At 71.1% G+C, this 13296-nt stretch carries 11 protein-coding genes; 6 read left to right on the plus strand and 5 right to left on the minus strand.

Annotated elements, in window-relative coordinates; all coding sequences use genetic code 11:
* The first annotated feature begins 4 nt into the window (after positions 1 to 4).
* The 5 genes from ABID77_RS13810 (at position 5) to ABID77_RS13830 (ending at position 5186) form a co-directional block, all read left to right on the plus strand.
* Positions 5 to 1138, plus strand: a complete 1134-nt coding sequence (locus ABID77_RS13810) for a glycosyltransferase family 4 protein (protein ID WP_429596684.1) — start codon at positions 5 to 7, stop codon at positions 1136 to 1138.
* Positions 1135 to 2079, plus strand: a complete 945-nt coding sequence (locus ABID77_RS13815) for a UDP-glucose 4-epimerase family protein (RefSeq protein ID WP_429596686.1) — start codon at positions 1135 to 1137, stop codon at positions 2077 to 2079. The genes ABID77_RS13810 and ABID77_RS13815 overlap by 4 nt, the downstream gene beginning before the upstream one ends.
* The gene (locus ABID77_RS13820) at positions 2076 to 2636 is read left to right on the plus strand and encodes a sugar transferase (protein WP_429596689.1); all 561 of its coding nucleotides are present in this window, start codon (positions 2076 to 2078) and stop codon (positions 2634 to 2636) included. The genes ABID77_RS13815 and ABID77_RS13820 overlap by 4 nt, the downstream gene beginning before the upstream one ends.
* Positions 2637 to 2657: 21 nt before the next feature.
* Positions 2658 to 3026: a VanZ family protein gene (locus tag ABID77_RS13825; protein ID WP_429596691.1), complete on the plus strand. Its 369-nt coding sequence runs from the start codon at positions 2658 to 2660 to the stop codon at positions 3024 to 3026.
* A 135-nt stretch (positions 3027 to 3161) separates the two neighbouring features.
* A complete protein-coding gene (locus tag ABID77_RS13830) occupies positions 3162 to 5186 on the plus strand; it encodes a polysaccharide biosynthesis protein (RefSeq protein ID WP_429596694.1) in 2025 nt (674 codons plus the stop codon).
* 25 nt (positions 5187 to 5211) lie between these two features.
* Here ABID77_RS13830 and ABID77_RS13835 read toward each other — a convergent pair whose 3' ends face one another.
* Complete coding sequence (locus ABID77_RS13835) at positions 5212 to 6216, minus strand: zinc-dependent alcohol dehydrogenase family protein (protein WP_429596697.1); 1005 nt, start codon at positions 6214 to 6216, stop codon at positions 5212 to 5214.
* A 119-nt stretch (positions 6217 to 6335) separates the two neighbouring features.
* On the opposite strand from ABID77_RS13835, the gene ABID77_RS13840 reads away from it, so the two are divergent.
* Positions 6336 to 7262, plus strand: coding sequence for a LysR family transcriptional regulator (locus tag ABID77_RS13840; RefSeq protein ID WP_429596700.1), 927 nt, complete (start codon positions 6336 to 6338; stop codon positions 7260 to 7262).
* A 27-nt stretch (positions 7263 to 7289) separates the two neighbouring features.
* Here the strand turns inward: ABID77_RS13840 and ABID77_RS13845 are convergent, their stop codons facing one another.
* The 4 genes from ABID77_RS13845 to ABID77_RS13860 all read right to left on the minus strand — a co-directional run bounded on the left by ABID77_RS13845 (position 7290) and on the right by ABID77_RS13860 (position 13290).
* Entirely contained in the window at positions 7290 to 9563 is a 2274-nt protein-coding gene (locus ABID77_RS13845; RefSeq protein WP_429596703.1) for a polysaccharide biosynthesis tyrosine autokinase, read from the minus strand.
* Positions 9560 to 9994 (minus strand): low molecular weight protein-tyrosine-phosphatase, encoded by a 435-nt coding sequence (locus ABID77_RS13850; RefSeq protein WP_429596706.1) that lies wholly within the window; start codon positions 9992 to 9994, stop codon positions 9560 to 9562. The genes ABID77_RS13845 and ABID77_RS13850 overlap by 4 nt, the downstream gene beginning before the upstream one ends.
* On the minus strand, positions 9991 to 11178 hold the full coding sequence (locus ABID77_RS13855; RefSeq protein ID WP_429596709.1) for a polysaccharide biosynthesis/export family protein: 1188 nt from the start codon (positions 11176 to 11178) through the stop codon (positions 9991 to 9993). The genes ABID77_RS13850 and ABID77_RS13855 overlap by 4 nt, the downstream gene beginning before the upstream one ends.
* 144 nt (positions 11179 to 11322) lie before the next feature.
* Positions 11323 to 13290 carry a GspE/PulE family protein gene (locus tag ABID77_RS13860; RefSeq protein ID WP_429596712.1) on the minus strand — a complete coding sequence of 656 codons (1968 nt, stop codon included), beginning with the start codon at positions 13288 to 13290 and terminating at the stop codon, positions 11323 to 11325.
* Positions 13291 to 13296 lie beyond the last annotated feature (6 nt).

Raw genomic sequence — 13296 nt, forward strand, 5'->3', positions numbered from 1 at the left:
ATCCATGTCGAAAAAGATCCTGCTGTTCGTCGTCAACGTCGACTGGTTCTTCACCTCGCACCGCATGCCGATCGCGCTGGCGGCGCAGAAGGAGGGCTACGAGGTCCACATCGCCACGGGCATCACCACCAAGCTCGACGAGCTGCGGCGCAACGGTCTGATCGTCCACGAGCTCCGGCTCCGGCGCGACGGGGCGTCGTTCCTCAACGGGTTCTCGTCGCTGTGCCAGCTGGTCGGCCTGTTCCGCGCGCTCCGGCCGCGCGTGGTGCATCTGGTGACGATCAAGCCGGTGCTGCTCGGCGGCATCGCGGCGCGGCTGACAGGCATGCCGGCCGTGGTCGCGGCGGTGTCGGGGCTGGGCTACGTGTTTACGGCGCGGGGCGGGGTGGCCCTTGCGCGGCGCTGGGCCATCTCCCAGGTCTACCGCATCGCGCTGTCGAACCCGCGTCTCAGGGTGATCTTCCAGAACGAGGACGACCGGCGCATCCTGTGCCGGTTCGGCCGGCTGGACCCGGCGCGGTCGATCCTGGTCCGCGGCTCGGGCGTGGACCTGCGCGGCTATCCCTTCTCGCCGCTGCCCTCGGGCGTGCCCGTGGTGATGATGGCGGCGCGCCTGCTGCGCGACAAGGGCGTCGGCGAGTTCATCGAGGCGGCGCGGCTGCTGCGCGGGCGCGCCCTGGCCGCGCGGTTCGTGCTGGTCGGCTCGGTCGACGAGGCCAACCCGACCAGCCTCACGCAGGCGCGGCTGGACGCCATCGCCGACGAAGGCATCGTGGAGCTGTGGGGCCACCGCAACGACATGCCCGACGTGCTGTCGCAGGCCGCCATCGTGGTGCTGCCGTCCTACCGCGAAGGCCTGCCCAAGGTGCTGATCGAGGCCGCCGCCTGCGGCCGGCCCGTGGTCACCACCGACGTCCCGGGCTGCCGCGACGCCATCGAGGCCGACACGACCGGGCTGCTGGTGCCGGTGCGCGACGCGGCCGCCCTGGCGCACGCCATCGAGCGGCTGGTGTCCGACCCCGCGCTGTGCCGCGACATGGGCGGCGCCGGGCGCCGGCTGGCCGAAGCGGCCTTCGACCTCCGGACCGTGGTCGACGCCCACCTCAACCTCTACGAAGAAATGGCGCCCACGTCATGAAAATCCTGATCACCGGTGCCAACGGTTTCGTCGGCAACGCACTCTGGCGCCGGCTCGACGCCGAGCCCGGCATCCAGGCCGTGGGCAGCGTGAGGTCGTCCGCGGCGGCCGGGCGCCATCCGCGGTGGTCGGCCGTGGGGGAACTCACGGCGGCGACGGACTGGTCGGCGCTGGTGGCGGGGGTGGACGTGGTGGTCCACACGGCGGCGCGTGTCCACGTGCTCGACGACGCGGCGGCCGATCCGCTGGCCGAGTTCCAGCGCGTGAACGTGCAGGGCACGCTGCGGCTCGCGCGCCAGGCGTCGGCCGCCGGGGTGGGGCGCTTCGTCTTCGTCAGTTCGGTCAAGGTGAACGGCGAATCGACGCCGGGCGGCCGCCCCTTCACGGCCGACGACCGGCCGGCGCCGCTGGACGCCTACGGCGTTTCCAAGCACGAGGCGGAACGCGCCTTGCGCGAGCTGGCGTCGCAGACCGGCATGGAACTCGTCATCGTGCGTCCGCCGCTGGTCTACGGGCCGGGCGTCAAGGCCAACTTCGCCGCCATGATGCGGTGGCTCGGACGCGGCATGCCGCTGCCCCTGGGCGCGGTGGACAACCGCCGCAGCCTGGTGGCGCTGGACAACCTCGTCGATCTGCTGGCGACCTGCCTCCGGCACCCCGCCGCGGCCGGGCAGACCTTCCTGGTGTCCGACGGCGAGGATGTCTCCACCACGCAGCTGCTGCGCCGCATGGGCGCGGCGCTGGGCCGTCCGGCGCGGCTGCTGCCGGTGCCGCCGTCCTGGCTCGAATGGGGCGCGGCGCGCATCGGCAAGGGCGACGTGGCGCGCCGCCTGTGCGGCTCGCTGCAGGTCGACATCACCAAGACGCGCGACCTGCTCGGCTGGCGTCCGCCGCTGTCGCTCGACGAGGGGTTGAGGAAGGCCGCCGGAGGCGTGGCATGAAGCGGGCCTTCGACCTGTCGCTGGCCCTGGTGGCGGCGGTGCTGCTGGCGTTGCCGGTGATCGTGGTGGCGGTGCTGGTGCGGCTGACGTCGCCGGGTCCGGCGCTCTACTGGTCGGACCGCGTGGGCCGGGGCAACCGGATCTTCCGCATGCCCAAGTTCCGCAGCATGCGGGTGGGCACGCCGGCCGTCGCGACGCACCTGCTGACCGATGCCCGGTCGCACCTCACGCCCATCGGCAGCTTCCTGCGCAAGAGCAGCCTGGACGAGCTGCCGCAGCTCTGGAGCATCCTCGTGGGCGACATGAGCTTCGTGGGGCCGCGTCCGGCGCTGTTCAACCAGGACGACCTGATCGCGCTGCGCACCGAGCTCGGCGTCGACGCCCTGGTGCCGGGACTCACCGGCTGGGCGCAGGTCAACGGGCGCGACGAACTGCCCATCCCCGACAAGGTCAGGCTCGACGCCCAGTACCTGCAACGGCGGTCGATCGCGTTCGACGTCCGCATCCTCTGGCTCACGTTCGTCAAGGTGCTGCGCCGCGACGGCGTCTCGCACTGACCGACCGGCATGGACGACCCGATGACCCCCTCTGCTCCGCCGCGCCTGCGACCCTGGCGCATCCTGCTCGCCGTGGCCATGCTCGCCATCCTCGTCCTGAGCCTGCTGCCGCCCTCGTCGGACCTGCCCACCACCGGCTGGGACAAGAGCAACCACATGCTCGGCTTCGGCACGCTGGGGCTGCTCGGGGTGCGGGGCTGGCCGGGCCGCGCGGTGGCCGTGCTGGCGGCGCTCCTGGCCTACGGCGGGCTGATCGAGGTGTTGCAGTCGCTCACACCTTACCGGTCGGCGGAATGGGCCGACCTGTTCGCCGACGGCGTCGGCCTCGGGGTCGGTCTGCTGGTGGCCCGAGCGAGCCTGGTGTTTCAGGAACGTAGAAATAAGGGTTAAGGAGAAAGTAATAGCACCAGCTGACCTCGAAAGAAAAGCCCGAGATTTCAACAGCCGTGCAACAGCCGAAAGGAAGTGTTGCTTCACATTCGGCTGACAATCGTGGACTGAAATTCAACTACGAGGTTTCCTCCAGTGATCAATCGACTTGCAGGGACCCTGCTGGGTCTGTCGCGGCCGGTGAAACGATCTCTGGCACTCGCCGTGGACGCTGCGCTCTGCGTGCTGTCCGTGTGGATGGCGCTCAGCCTGCGCTACGAGGGCTGGACGTCGATCCAGGGCGATCAATGGTTCGCGGTCGTGGTGGCGGTCGCGCTGGCGCTGCCGCTGTTCGTGGTGACCGGGCAGTACCGCGCGATCTTTCGCTATTCCGGCGCGGCGGCGCTGATGTCGCTGACCTGGGCCTGCGGGGCCTTCGCGGGGACCTACCTGCTGGTCTTCGCCGTGCTGGGCGTGCAGTCGGTGCCGCGCAGCCTGGGGCTGCTGGTGCCGATGATGCTGTTCTTCACGGTCGGCTTCTCGCGGCTGGTGGCGCGCTACTGGCTGGGCGGCCTGTACGTGGGCGTGCTGCGGCGCAAGGCGCGCTCGCAGGTCGTCATCTACGGCGCGGGCGGCGCCGGCCGGCAGCTGGCCGGGGCGCTGCTGCACAACCCGGACATGGCGCTGCGCGCCTTCATCGACGACTCGCGCCAGCTCCAGGGCAGCAGCCTGCGCGGGCTGAACATCCATTCGCCGGCCTGGCTCAAGGCCAACGCGGCCCGGCTGGGCGTGACGGAGGTGCTGCTGGCGCTGCCCTCGGCCAGCCACGCGCGCCGCGCCGAGATCCTCAACGAGCTGCTGCCGCTGGGCCTGCACGTGCGCATGCTGCCCGCGATGGCGGACCTGGTGAACGGCCGGGTCCGCATGCAGGACCTGCTGGAGGTCGACATCGAGGACCTGCTCGGGCGCGACCCGGTGGCGCCGGACGCCGAGCTGCTCGGCCGCCACATCCGCGGCCAGGTCGTGCTGGTGACCGGCGCGGGCGGCTCGATCGGCAGCGAGCTGTGCCGGCAGATCGTGCGGCTGCAGCCGGTGACGCTGCTGCTGGTGGAATTGAGCGAGTACGCGCTCTACGCCATCCACCAGGAGCTGGAGAAGGCGGCCACCGGCGTGCGGGTGCTGCCGTTGCTGGCCTCGGTGCGCGACGCCGCGCGCATGCGCGAGATCATGCGCACCTGGCGGCCCGACACGGTCTACCACGCGGCGGCCTACAAGCACGTGCCGATGGTCGAGCACAACCCGGTCGAGGGCGTGCGCAACAACGCGCTGGGCACGCTGACGACGGCGCGGGTGGCGATGGAGTGCCGGGTGCGCCAGTTCGTGCTGGTGAGCACCGACAAGGCCGTGCGGCCGACCAACGTCATGGGCGCGAGCAAGCGCGCCGCCGAGCTGGCGCTGCAGGGGCTGGCGCAGCGCGAGTCGGGCACGCGGTTCTCGATGGTGCGCTTCGGCAACGTGCTGGGATCGAGCGGTTCGGTGGTGCCGCTGTTCCGTCGGCAGATCGAGGCCGGCGGCCCGATCACGCTCACGCACGCCGACATCACGCGCTACTTCATGACGATCCCCGAGGCGGCGCAGCTCGTGATCCAGGCCGGCGCGATGGCGCGCGGCGGCGATGTCTTCGTGCTCGACATGGGCCAGCCGGTGCGCATCATCGACCTGGCGCGGCGGCTGGTGGAGCTCTCCGGCCGCACGGTGCGCGACGCGCAGCGGCCCGACGGCGACATCGAGCTGCACGTCGCCGGCCTGCGCCCGGGCGAGAAGCTCTACGAGGAACTGCTCATCGGCGACAACGCCCTGCCGACCCCGCACCCGCGCGTGATGAAGGCGCACGAGGACTGCCCGCCCTGGACGGAACTCGCCCGCATGTTCGAGCAGCTGGAGTCCGCGCTCGACGCCAGCGACGTGCCCCGCGTCAAGCAGGTGCTGCAGTTCATGCTGCCGGGCTACCAGCCGCTGGCCGAGGTGGTCGACTGGGTGCATCTGGAGGTGGCGGCGATGCGCGCCGCCGCCGCGCCGGAGGCCCCCCGCGCGGACGAGCGCCACGGCGCGGTGACGCTGGCCGGCGGCCGCGACCGCGGTACCGGAACGAAGGCGTCGGGCGCTGCCGTGTCGGCCTGAGTCCCGCGCCGGAACCGGTCGACCCTCAGAACCGCACCACCACCTTGCCGAAGGCCCCGCGCTCCAGGTGCGCGAAGGCCTCGGGCACCGCGTCGGCCGCGTACTCGGCGGCGATCACCGGCCGCAGCGCGTTCACGTCGATGGCGCGCACCATGTCCTCCAGCGCGCGGCGGTGACCGACGCTGATGCCCTGGATGGTGCCCCGGCTGCGGATGGCGGCGAAGGCCGATCCGCGAAGCTCGCCGCCGTCGAGCACGCCGATCACCGACAGCCGGCCGCCCTGCGCCAGCGCCTCGAGCGAGCGGCCGATGTTGGCGCCGCCGACGGTCTCCAGCACCTGCTCGGCGCCGCGCCCGCCGGTGAGCCGGCGCACCTCGGCCGGCCAGTCGCTCTCGCGCGCGAGGGCGTGCGTGGCGCCCAGGTCCAGCGCGCGCCGGCGCTTGTCGGCATCGCCCGAGACGACGACGACGCGCGCGCCGTGTAGGCGGGCGAACTGCACGCCGAACAGCGCCACGCCGCCGGTGCCGTGGACCAGCACGGTCTGGCCGGCGCGCAGCGTGCCCGTCTCCACCAGCGCGAACCAGGCCGTGAGCGCGGCGCAGGGCAGGGTGCTGGCCTGCGCCGCGCTCAGCGAGGCCGGCGCGGCCGCGGCCCACTGGGCGTCGAGCAGCACGTGCGTGGCCAGCGCGCCGGGGCCGGGGCCGCCGAGCGCGATCGTTTCGGCCGGCGCCTCGCCGTCGAGCCAGCCGGCGGCGAAGGTGCCGACGACGCGCTCGCCACCGCTCCAGCGCGTGACGCCGGCACCGACGGCCTGCACCGTGCCGGCGAGGTCGGAGCCGGGCACGAAGGGCAGCGGCGGCGTCCAGCCGTAGCGGTCGTCGGTCAGCATCAGGTCGCGGTAGTTCAGCGACGCGGCCTCGACGCGCACCAGGATCTGACCGGGTCCGGGCGAGGGCAGGGGCGCCTCGACGCGTTCGAGCGTGCGGCGGTCGAAGCGGCTGATCTGCCAGCGATGCAGGGTGTCGGTCATGACGGTTTCCTTCCTCGATTGAAAGCGTTGAAAGCGGTGAACGGATTCGTCATGCTATTGGGGCTCAGGCGTCGGCAGTGGCGCCTTTTTCTCCCTTGAATGACAACCAGGATTCACCAATGAGCGAGCGCCTGAACGGCATCGAGGCTTTCGTGGCGGCGGTCGAGGCCGGCAATTTCGCGCTGGCGGCGCAGCGCCTGCGGTTGACGCGCTCGGCCGTCGGCAAGAGCGTGGCGCGGCTGGAGGCGCGCCTGGGCACGCGGCTGTTCCACCGCACCACGCGCAGCCAGCGCCTGACCGACGACGGCCAGGCCTACTACGAGCGCTGCCGCCGCGCGCTGGCCGAGCTGGACGCGGCCGACGCGGCGGTCGAGGCCGGGCGGACGGCGCCCGCCGGGCGGGTGCGGCTGAGCGTGCCGGCGCTGATCGGGCGTGCGCGGGTGGCGCCGCTGCTGCTGGAGCTGGGCCGGACGCACCCGGCGCTGGCCTTCGACGTGTCCTTCAGCGACCGGCGGGTCGATCTGGTCGAGGACGGCATCGACTTGGCCGTGCGCAGCGGCCCGCTGGGCGACAGCGCGGTGCTGGCGGCGCGCCTGCTGGGGCACCAGTGGATGGGTCTGTACGCGTCGCCCGACTACCTGGCCGCGCACGGCCGACCGACGGACCTGCGGGCGCTGACGGCCGATCGCGCCGCGCACGCCTACGTCGGCTACGTGCGCCCGACGGGTCCCCATCCCTGGCAGTTCCACGACGCGGCCGGGCGCCTGGTCGACTTCGCGGTGCCGTCGCGTTTCGACTTCGGCTGCGACAGCCTGGAGGTGGCCGCGCTGGCGGCCATCCAGGGCGTGGGCCTGGCGCGCCTGCCGGCGTGGCTGGTGGCCGACGCGCTGGCCGACGGGCGATTGCTGCGGGTGTTCGAGGAGCCGCGGCCCTTCGGCTACGCGCTCCACGCCGTCTGGCTGCACGCGCGCGCGCAGCCGCCGAAGACGCGCGCGGTGATCGACCTGCTGGCCGAACGGCTGCCGCCGCTGCTGGCGGCGCGCTGAGGCCGGCGCCGGCGCGGCCGGCCCGGATCAGGTGGCCTTGTACTTGTATTCCGTGTAGCGGTAGCCGCCGTACTTGTAGCTGCCGTAGTGGCGCCGCGTCATGTCCATGGCGTTGAAGATCACGCCGGAGGCGGGCTTGCCGGCCTGCACCAGGCGCTTGGCGCTCTCGTTGAGCTCGCCCAGCTGGGTCTGGTCGGCGCGCGCGACCAGCAGCACGGCGCCGGCGAGCGGCGCGACCGCGGCGGCGTCGGCGGCCACCAGCACCGGCGGGGTGTCGATGACCACCAGGTCGTACTGCGCCGACAGGGTGTCGAGCAGGTTCGAGAAGGTCTCCGACATCATCATGTCGGCCGGGTTGAGCGGCAGCTTGCCGGTGGTGATCAGGTCGAGGTTGGGGATGACCTCGCGGCGGATCGCCTGCGTGTCGTCGATCATGCCGGCCAGCCGCTCCGACAGCCCGTTCTCGCGCGTGGTGCCGAACTGCTGGTGGATGTGACCCTTGCGCATGTCGGCGTCGATCAGGACCACGCGCTTGCCGGCGATGGCCATGATGGCGGCGAAGTTGGCGGAGATGAAGCTCTTGCCCACGCCGGGCGTGGCGCCGGTGATCATGACGCGGTTGTTGCCGGCCTCCAGCGTGGCGAACTGCAGCGCGATGCGCAGGCTGCGCAGGCTCTCCACCGGCGGGCTCTCCGGGTTGGAGACGGTCAGCAGCTGCAGGCCCGGCGTCTTGGCGGCGATGCGCTGCTCGATGAGCAGCTGCTCCTGCGTGAACGGCACGACCGAATAGACGCTCAGCCCGGTGTGGGCCTCGATCTCCTGCGGGTTGCGGATGCCGCCCATGAACAGGCTGCGCACGATGGCCAGCGCCACGCCGGCGAGCAGCCCCAGCACCCCGCCCAGCGCGACGATCAGCGGCTTCTGCGGCTTGACCGGGATCTTGGGGGGCACCGCGCGGTCGAGCAGGCGCACGTTGCCGACCTTGCCCTCCTTGACCAGGCGCAGCTGCAGCGAACTGTTGAGCAGCGACTTGTAGAGCTCGTTGTTCACGCGCACGTCGCGCTCCAGCCGCAGCGCGTCCTGCTCGATCGTGGGCAGGCGGCTCACGCGGTTGTTGAGCGTGCCGATCTCGCGGTTGATGGCCGCGATCTGGCCGTCGATGGTCAGCACGCGCGGGTTGATGTCGGTGTACTTGGCGGCCAGCGCGCGCCGCTGCTGCTGCGCCTCGAGCAGCTTGGTCTGCAGCTCGACCGTCTGGCCGAGCACGCCCTTGGCCTCCTCGTCCAGGGCGATGGTGCCGTTCTTGTTGCGAAAGCGCGTGTAGGCGTCTTCGGAGGCCTCCACCTGCTTCCTGAACTCGGGCAGCTGGGCGTCCAGGAAGCCGATGGTCTTCTCGGCCTCGGCGGCCTTGCGCTCGACGTTCTGGCGCACGTAGGCGGCGGCGATGGCGTTGAGGATGGTCGTGAGCCGCCCGCGGTCGCTGTCCTCCAGCGTGGCGGTGATGACGTTCGACTGCTTGCCCTGCTCGCCCAGCTGCAGGCGCTTCTGCAGGTTCTCGATGGTGGCCAGGCGCGAGGCGCGCGCCACCGTGAACTGCGCGCCGGGTCGGCCGTCGAGCCGCGTGACGAGCATGTCGATCGGACCGGTCGCGGCATCGCCGGCGAAGCGCAGCGGCTGTCCGACGACGCCGTCGAGCGGCTGGCGCAGGTCCTCGTGGTCGAGCCGGTAGCGGCCCTCGCCCAGCGCGGTCACGGTGAAGGGCTTGACGTCCTCCAGCTCGGGCGGCACGTCGAAGCGGTCGACCTCGATGTCCTCGTTGCCGCTGACGTAGCCTTCCATGCCCAGGAAGCCGGGCGTCGAGAGGTCGTGCGCGCGGCGCGCGAGCCATTCGCCCACGACCGGCAGGTAGCGCGGCTTGGCGTCGATGTAGAGCCGCGTGGCGTCCACCGCGTTGCCCAGCACCATGCGCGAACGGATGATCTGGATCTCGCCGGTCGCGGGCGTCTTCACCTCGAACAGGCTGGTGGCGTCGCCCAGGAAGCCCTTGGCGTCGGGGCCGCTGTCCTCCACCTGGATGAGCAGGTTCGACTGGTAGACCGGCGTGGCCAGCAGCGCGTAGGCCACGCCCAGCGCCAGCCCCAGCGCCGTGACGCCGGCGACCAGCCACTTGCGATCGACCAGGATGTCGAGGTACTCGGAGAGGTTGATCTCGTCGTCGCGGCCGCCCGGGGCGGAGGCGGGTGCGGGCGTCGGCGCGTGGGACGCGCGCGCCAGGGTCGATGCGGTGGCGGAGGGGGTCATTTGAAGTGCTTGATTCGCTCGGCCCAGGCGGTGGCGCCGGCATCGATGAGGCGGTAGGCGTGGTCGAAGGCGGCCTGTCCCCGGCGGTAGGGGTCGGGCACGTCGAGCTTGAGGGTCTCGGTCAGGCGGAACACCCGGCCGCGCGCGAACGGGAAGCGCGCCTCGATGTAGCGGCGCTGCTCGTTGTCCATCGTCAGGATGAGGTCGGCGGACTGGCACATCGCCTGGTTGATCTGGCGCGCGACGTGGCCCTCGATGTCGAGCCCGCGGGCGGTCATGAGTTCGCGCGCGATGGGGTCGGCGCCCTGGCCGATGAGCGCGCCGGTGCCGGCCGAGGTCACCTCGAGGTCGGGCGCCGCCGCGGCGAGCAGGGCCTGGCCCATCGGACTGCGGCAGATGTTGCCGATGCAAACCACCAGTACGGATTTCATCGTGTCGTCGAGATCTGGCTGCCGGTGTAGAGCACCTGGGCGCTCGGCAGGATGAGGCTGATGATGCGGTTCCACTGCACCAGCGGCACCGGGTCGATGTAGACCACGTCGCGCGGCTTGAGCGCGAAGTTGTCGGCCAGCGCCAGCGCGGCGGGCGAGCCCGCGTCGAGGTGGAACAGCGCCGGGTCGCCCTGCGCGTTGTTGCGGATGACGTAGATCTGCGCCGTGTTGCCGGTCGTGCGGTCGGGACCACGCGCCTCGCCCAGCGCCTGGTTGAGCGACAGGCGGCCGTTGTTCATGGTCAGCGCCGCGGGCACCGTGGCCTCGCCCATCACGTAGACCTTGTTCTCCTCGCGGCTGCGCACCGTGATGAGGTCTTCGTTCTGCAGCAGGATGCGGTTGGGGTTGATGCCCAGTTCCTCCAGCGCGATGAGGTCGATGCGCGTGGTGATGTCGTTGCGCGTGAGGTGCACCACCGCGCGGTCGCCCGTGGCGGTGATGCCGCCGGCGCGGCTGAGCGCCTGGGGCAGCGTCATCGGCACGTCGGTGAAGGGCTGCAGGCCGGGAGTGCGGACCTCGCCCTCGACGTAGGCGCGGCGGCTGCGGAACGACACGATGCGCACCGACACCTGCGGCTCGCGGATGTACTTGGCGAGCCGGCGCTCGAGCATGTCGCTCGCCTCGATCTCGGTCAGGCCCGCGACCTTGACGCGGCCGATGTACGGAAAGCTCACCTCGCCGCCCGCGCTGACGATGAAGCCGGGCGCCGAACTGATGCCGGTGGGGTCGACCTGCTGGCTGATGACGGCGGTGGCCGGGGGCAGCAGGTCGGGGTGGTCGTAGACCACGATGCCGACGACGTCGCTCGGGCCGATGGTATAGGGCTTGGGGGTGCCGAACAGCGCCTTGACTTCCGGCGCGACGTCGCGCGGACGCGACAGTTTCTGGGCCTGGATCAGCTCCCGCGTGATCGGCACGACCACGCCCTGGGGTGGATTGTCCGGGTCGCCGGCCACGTACTGGCCCAGCGGCACGCTGGTGCGGGTGCCCGCGTCGGCGTAGCCGAAACCCGGCGCGGTGACCACCGCGCAACCCTGGAGCCCCAGCAGCAGCGCCATCCACAGCCCGGCACGCGCCCACCTGCCATGACCCGCATGGCACATCTTCATCTTGTCGAAATTCAACTCGGATCCTCGGAGTTACCTGGGCGGAATGCGCGCGGCACACTTACTCACACGATGTAATTGTGAGTTAAGGTTAACTGATTGATCGTGTGAATAGAAAGGTGATCTGCCTGCTGATCGGAAATTCGATCGGACGCGGCACCGTCACGCGTTGCTCGTGGCGCGCACTTCGTCGATGGTCGTCACGCCGGCGAGCACCTTGTCGATGCCGTCCTGGCGCAACGTGCGCATGCCCTGGCGCAGGGCGGTGGCCTGCAGCGCCTCGGCGCGGGCGCCGGTCTGGATGAGGTGGCGCAGTTCGCGCGAGATCACCATCAGCTCGTGCAGGCCGGCGCGACCCTTGAAGCCGGTGCCCTCGCATTCCGGGCAACCGGCGCTCGCATGCATCTGGATGCGGCCGTCCTTGCCGTGGCGCCGGGACCACGACGCGAGCACGGCCTCGCGCTCAGTGGGCGTGGATTCGCCGCCGAACGCGTGCAGGTAGTCGGCCAGCAGCTCGTTGGCCTCCTCCGGCGTGGCGGGGCGGCTGGTGCGGCAGTGCGGGCACAGCCGCCGCACCAGCCGCTGCGCCAGGATGGCGAGCAGCGAGTCGGCGAAGTTGAACGGGTCCATGCCCATGTCGAGCAGGCGGGTGACGGTCTCGGGCGCGCTGTTGGTGTGCAGCGTGGAGAGCACCAGATGGCCCGTGAGCGAGGCCTCGACGGCGGTCTTGGCGGTCTCCTCGTCGCGGATCTCGCCCACCATGATGACGTCCGGATCGGCGCGCAGGAAGGAGCGCAGCGCCTTGGCGAAGGTCCAGTCGATGCGCGGGTTGATCTGCACCTGGCGCAGGCCGGCCTGGGTGATCTCGACCGGGTCCTCGGCGGTCCAGATCTTGCGCTCGGGCAGGTTGATGTGGCTGAGCGCGGAGTGCAGCGTGGTGGTCTTGCCCGAGCCCGTGGGGCCGACGCACAGCACCATGCCGTAGGGGCGCTCGACGGCGCGCTTGAGGCGCTCGAGGTTGCTGGTCGACAGGCCGAGCTTCTCCAGCGGGATCGGCTTGGCCGAGGCCAGGATCCGCATCACCACGTCCTCCAGGCCGTTGTTGGTCGGGATGGTGGCCACGCGCAGCTCGATCTTGTGCTGCGGCGAGAACTTGGCGAAGTTGATCTTGCCGTCCTGGGGCTTGCGCTTCTCGCTGATGTCGAGGTCGCACATGATCTTCACGCGCGCGATCATGGCGTTGCGGTAGTTCGGCGGCAGCTCCAGGTGGGTGCGCAGCTGGCCGTCCTTGCGGAAGCGGATGCGGATCTTCTCGCGGCCCGGATAGCTCTCGATGTGGATGTCGGAGACGCCGCTCTCGTGGGCGTCGACGATCATCCGGTTGATCATGCGCACGAGCGAGTTGTCCGACTGCTCGATCGGCTCGTCCTCGTCGTTCCTGTCCTGGGTGCCTTCCTTCTCGAGCGTGAGCAGGAGGTCCTCGGTGTTGCCCGGCGCGAACTCCAGCGGCTGCAGGTGAGCGTTGCCGGCGAAGCGGTTGTCGGTGAGGGCGCCGATGCGGTCGTAGGCGGTGTGCAGCGCGCGGGTGAGGTCGCGGCACTGGGCCAGCACCGGCACGATCTTCATCTGCGCGTTGAACTCGGCCTCGTCGATGGCGCTGTGGCGGTTGGACGGGTCGTCCATCGCGATGACGAGCCGGCCCTCGTGGATGAGCAGCGGCATGATCTGCAGCCGCTGCGCCGTGGCGTAGCCGAGCTTGCGCAAGGCCTCGGCGTCGGCCGGGAAGACGTCGATGTCGACCAGCGGATAGCCCATCTTGCGCGTCAGCGCGACCTGCAGGTCGGCGCGCGAGACCGCGCCGCTGTTCACCAGCAGTTCGCCCACCGGCACGCGCCGGTCGAGCTGCTGGCGCGACAGCGCCTCGGCGAGCTGTTCGGGCGTGATCATGCCCAGCGAGACCAGCGCCTCGCCGATGCGCACCATGGGCATGCGCGCCTGGCGCGCGATGGCGCGCAGCAGGTCCTCGGCGGTGGTGACGACGCGCGACGTCAGGGCGGTCCCGATCCCGGGGCTCTCCGCGGCCGGCGGCGCCGCGGGCGTGTTCCAGTCCAGCGATTTCGACTCGCTCATCGATGC

It is taken from the genome of Variovorax sp. PvP013 (genome assembly GCF_050435945.1).
In the GTDB taxonomy this organism is placed as follows: Bacteria; Pseudomonadota; Gammaproteobacteria; order Burkholderiales; family Burkholderiaceae_C; genus Variovorax.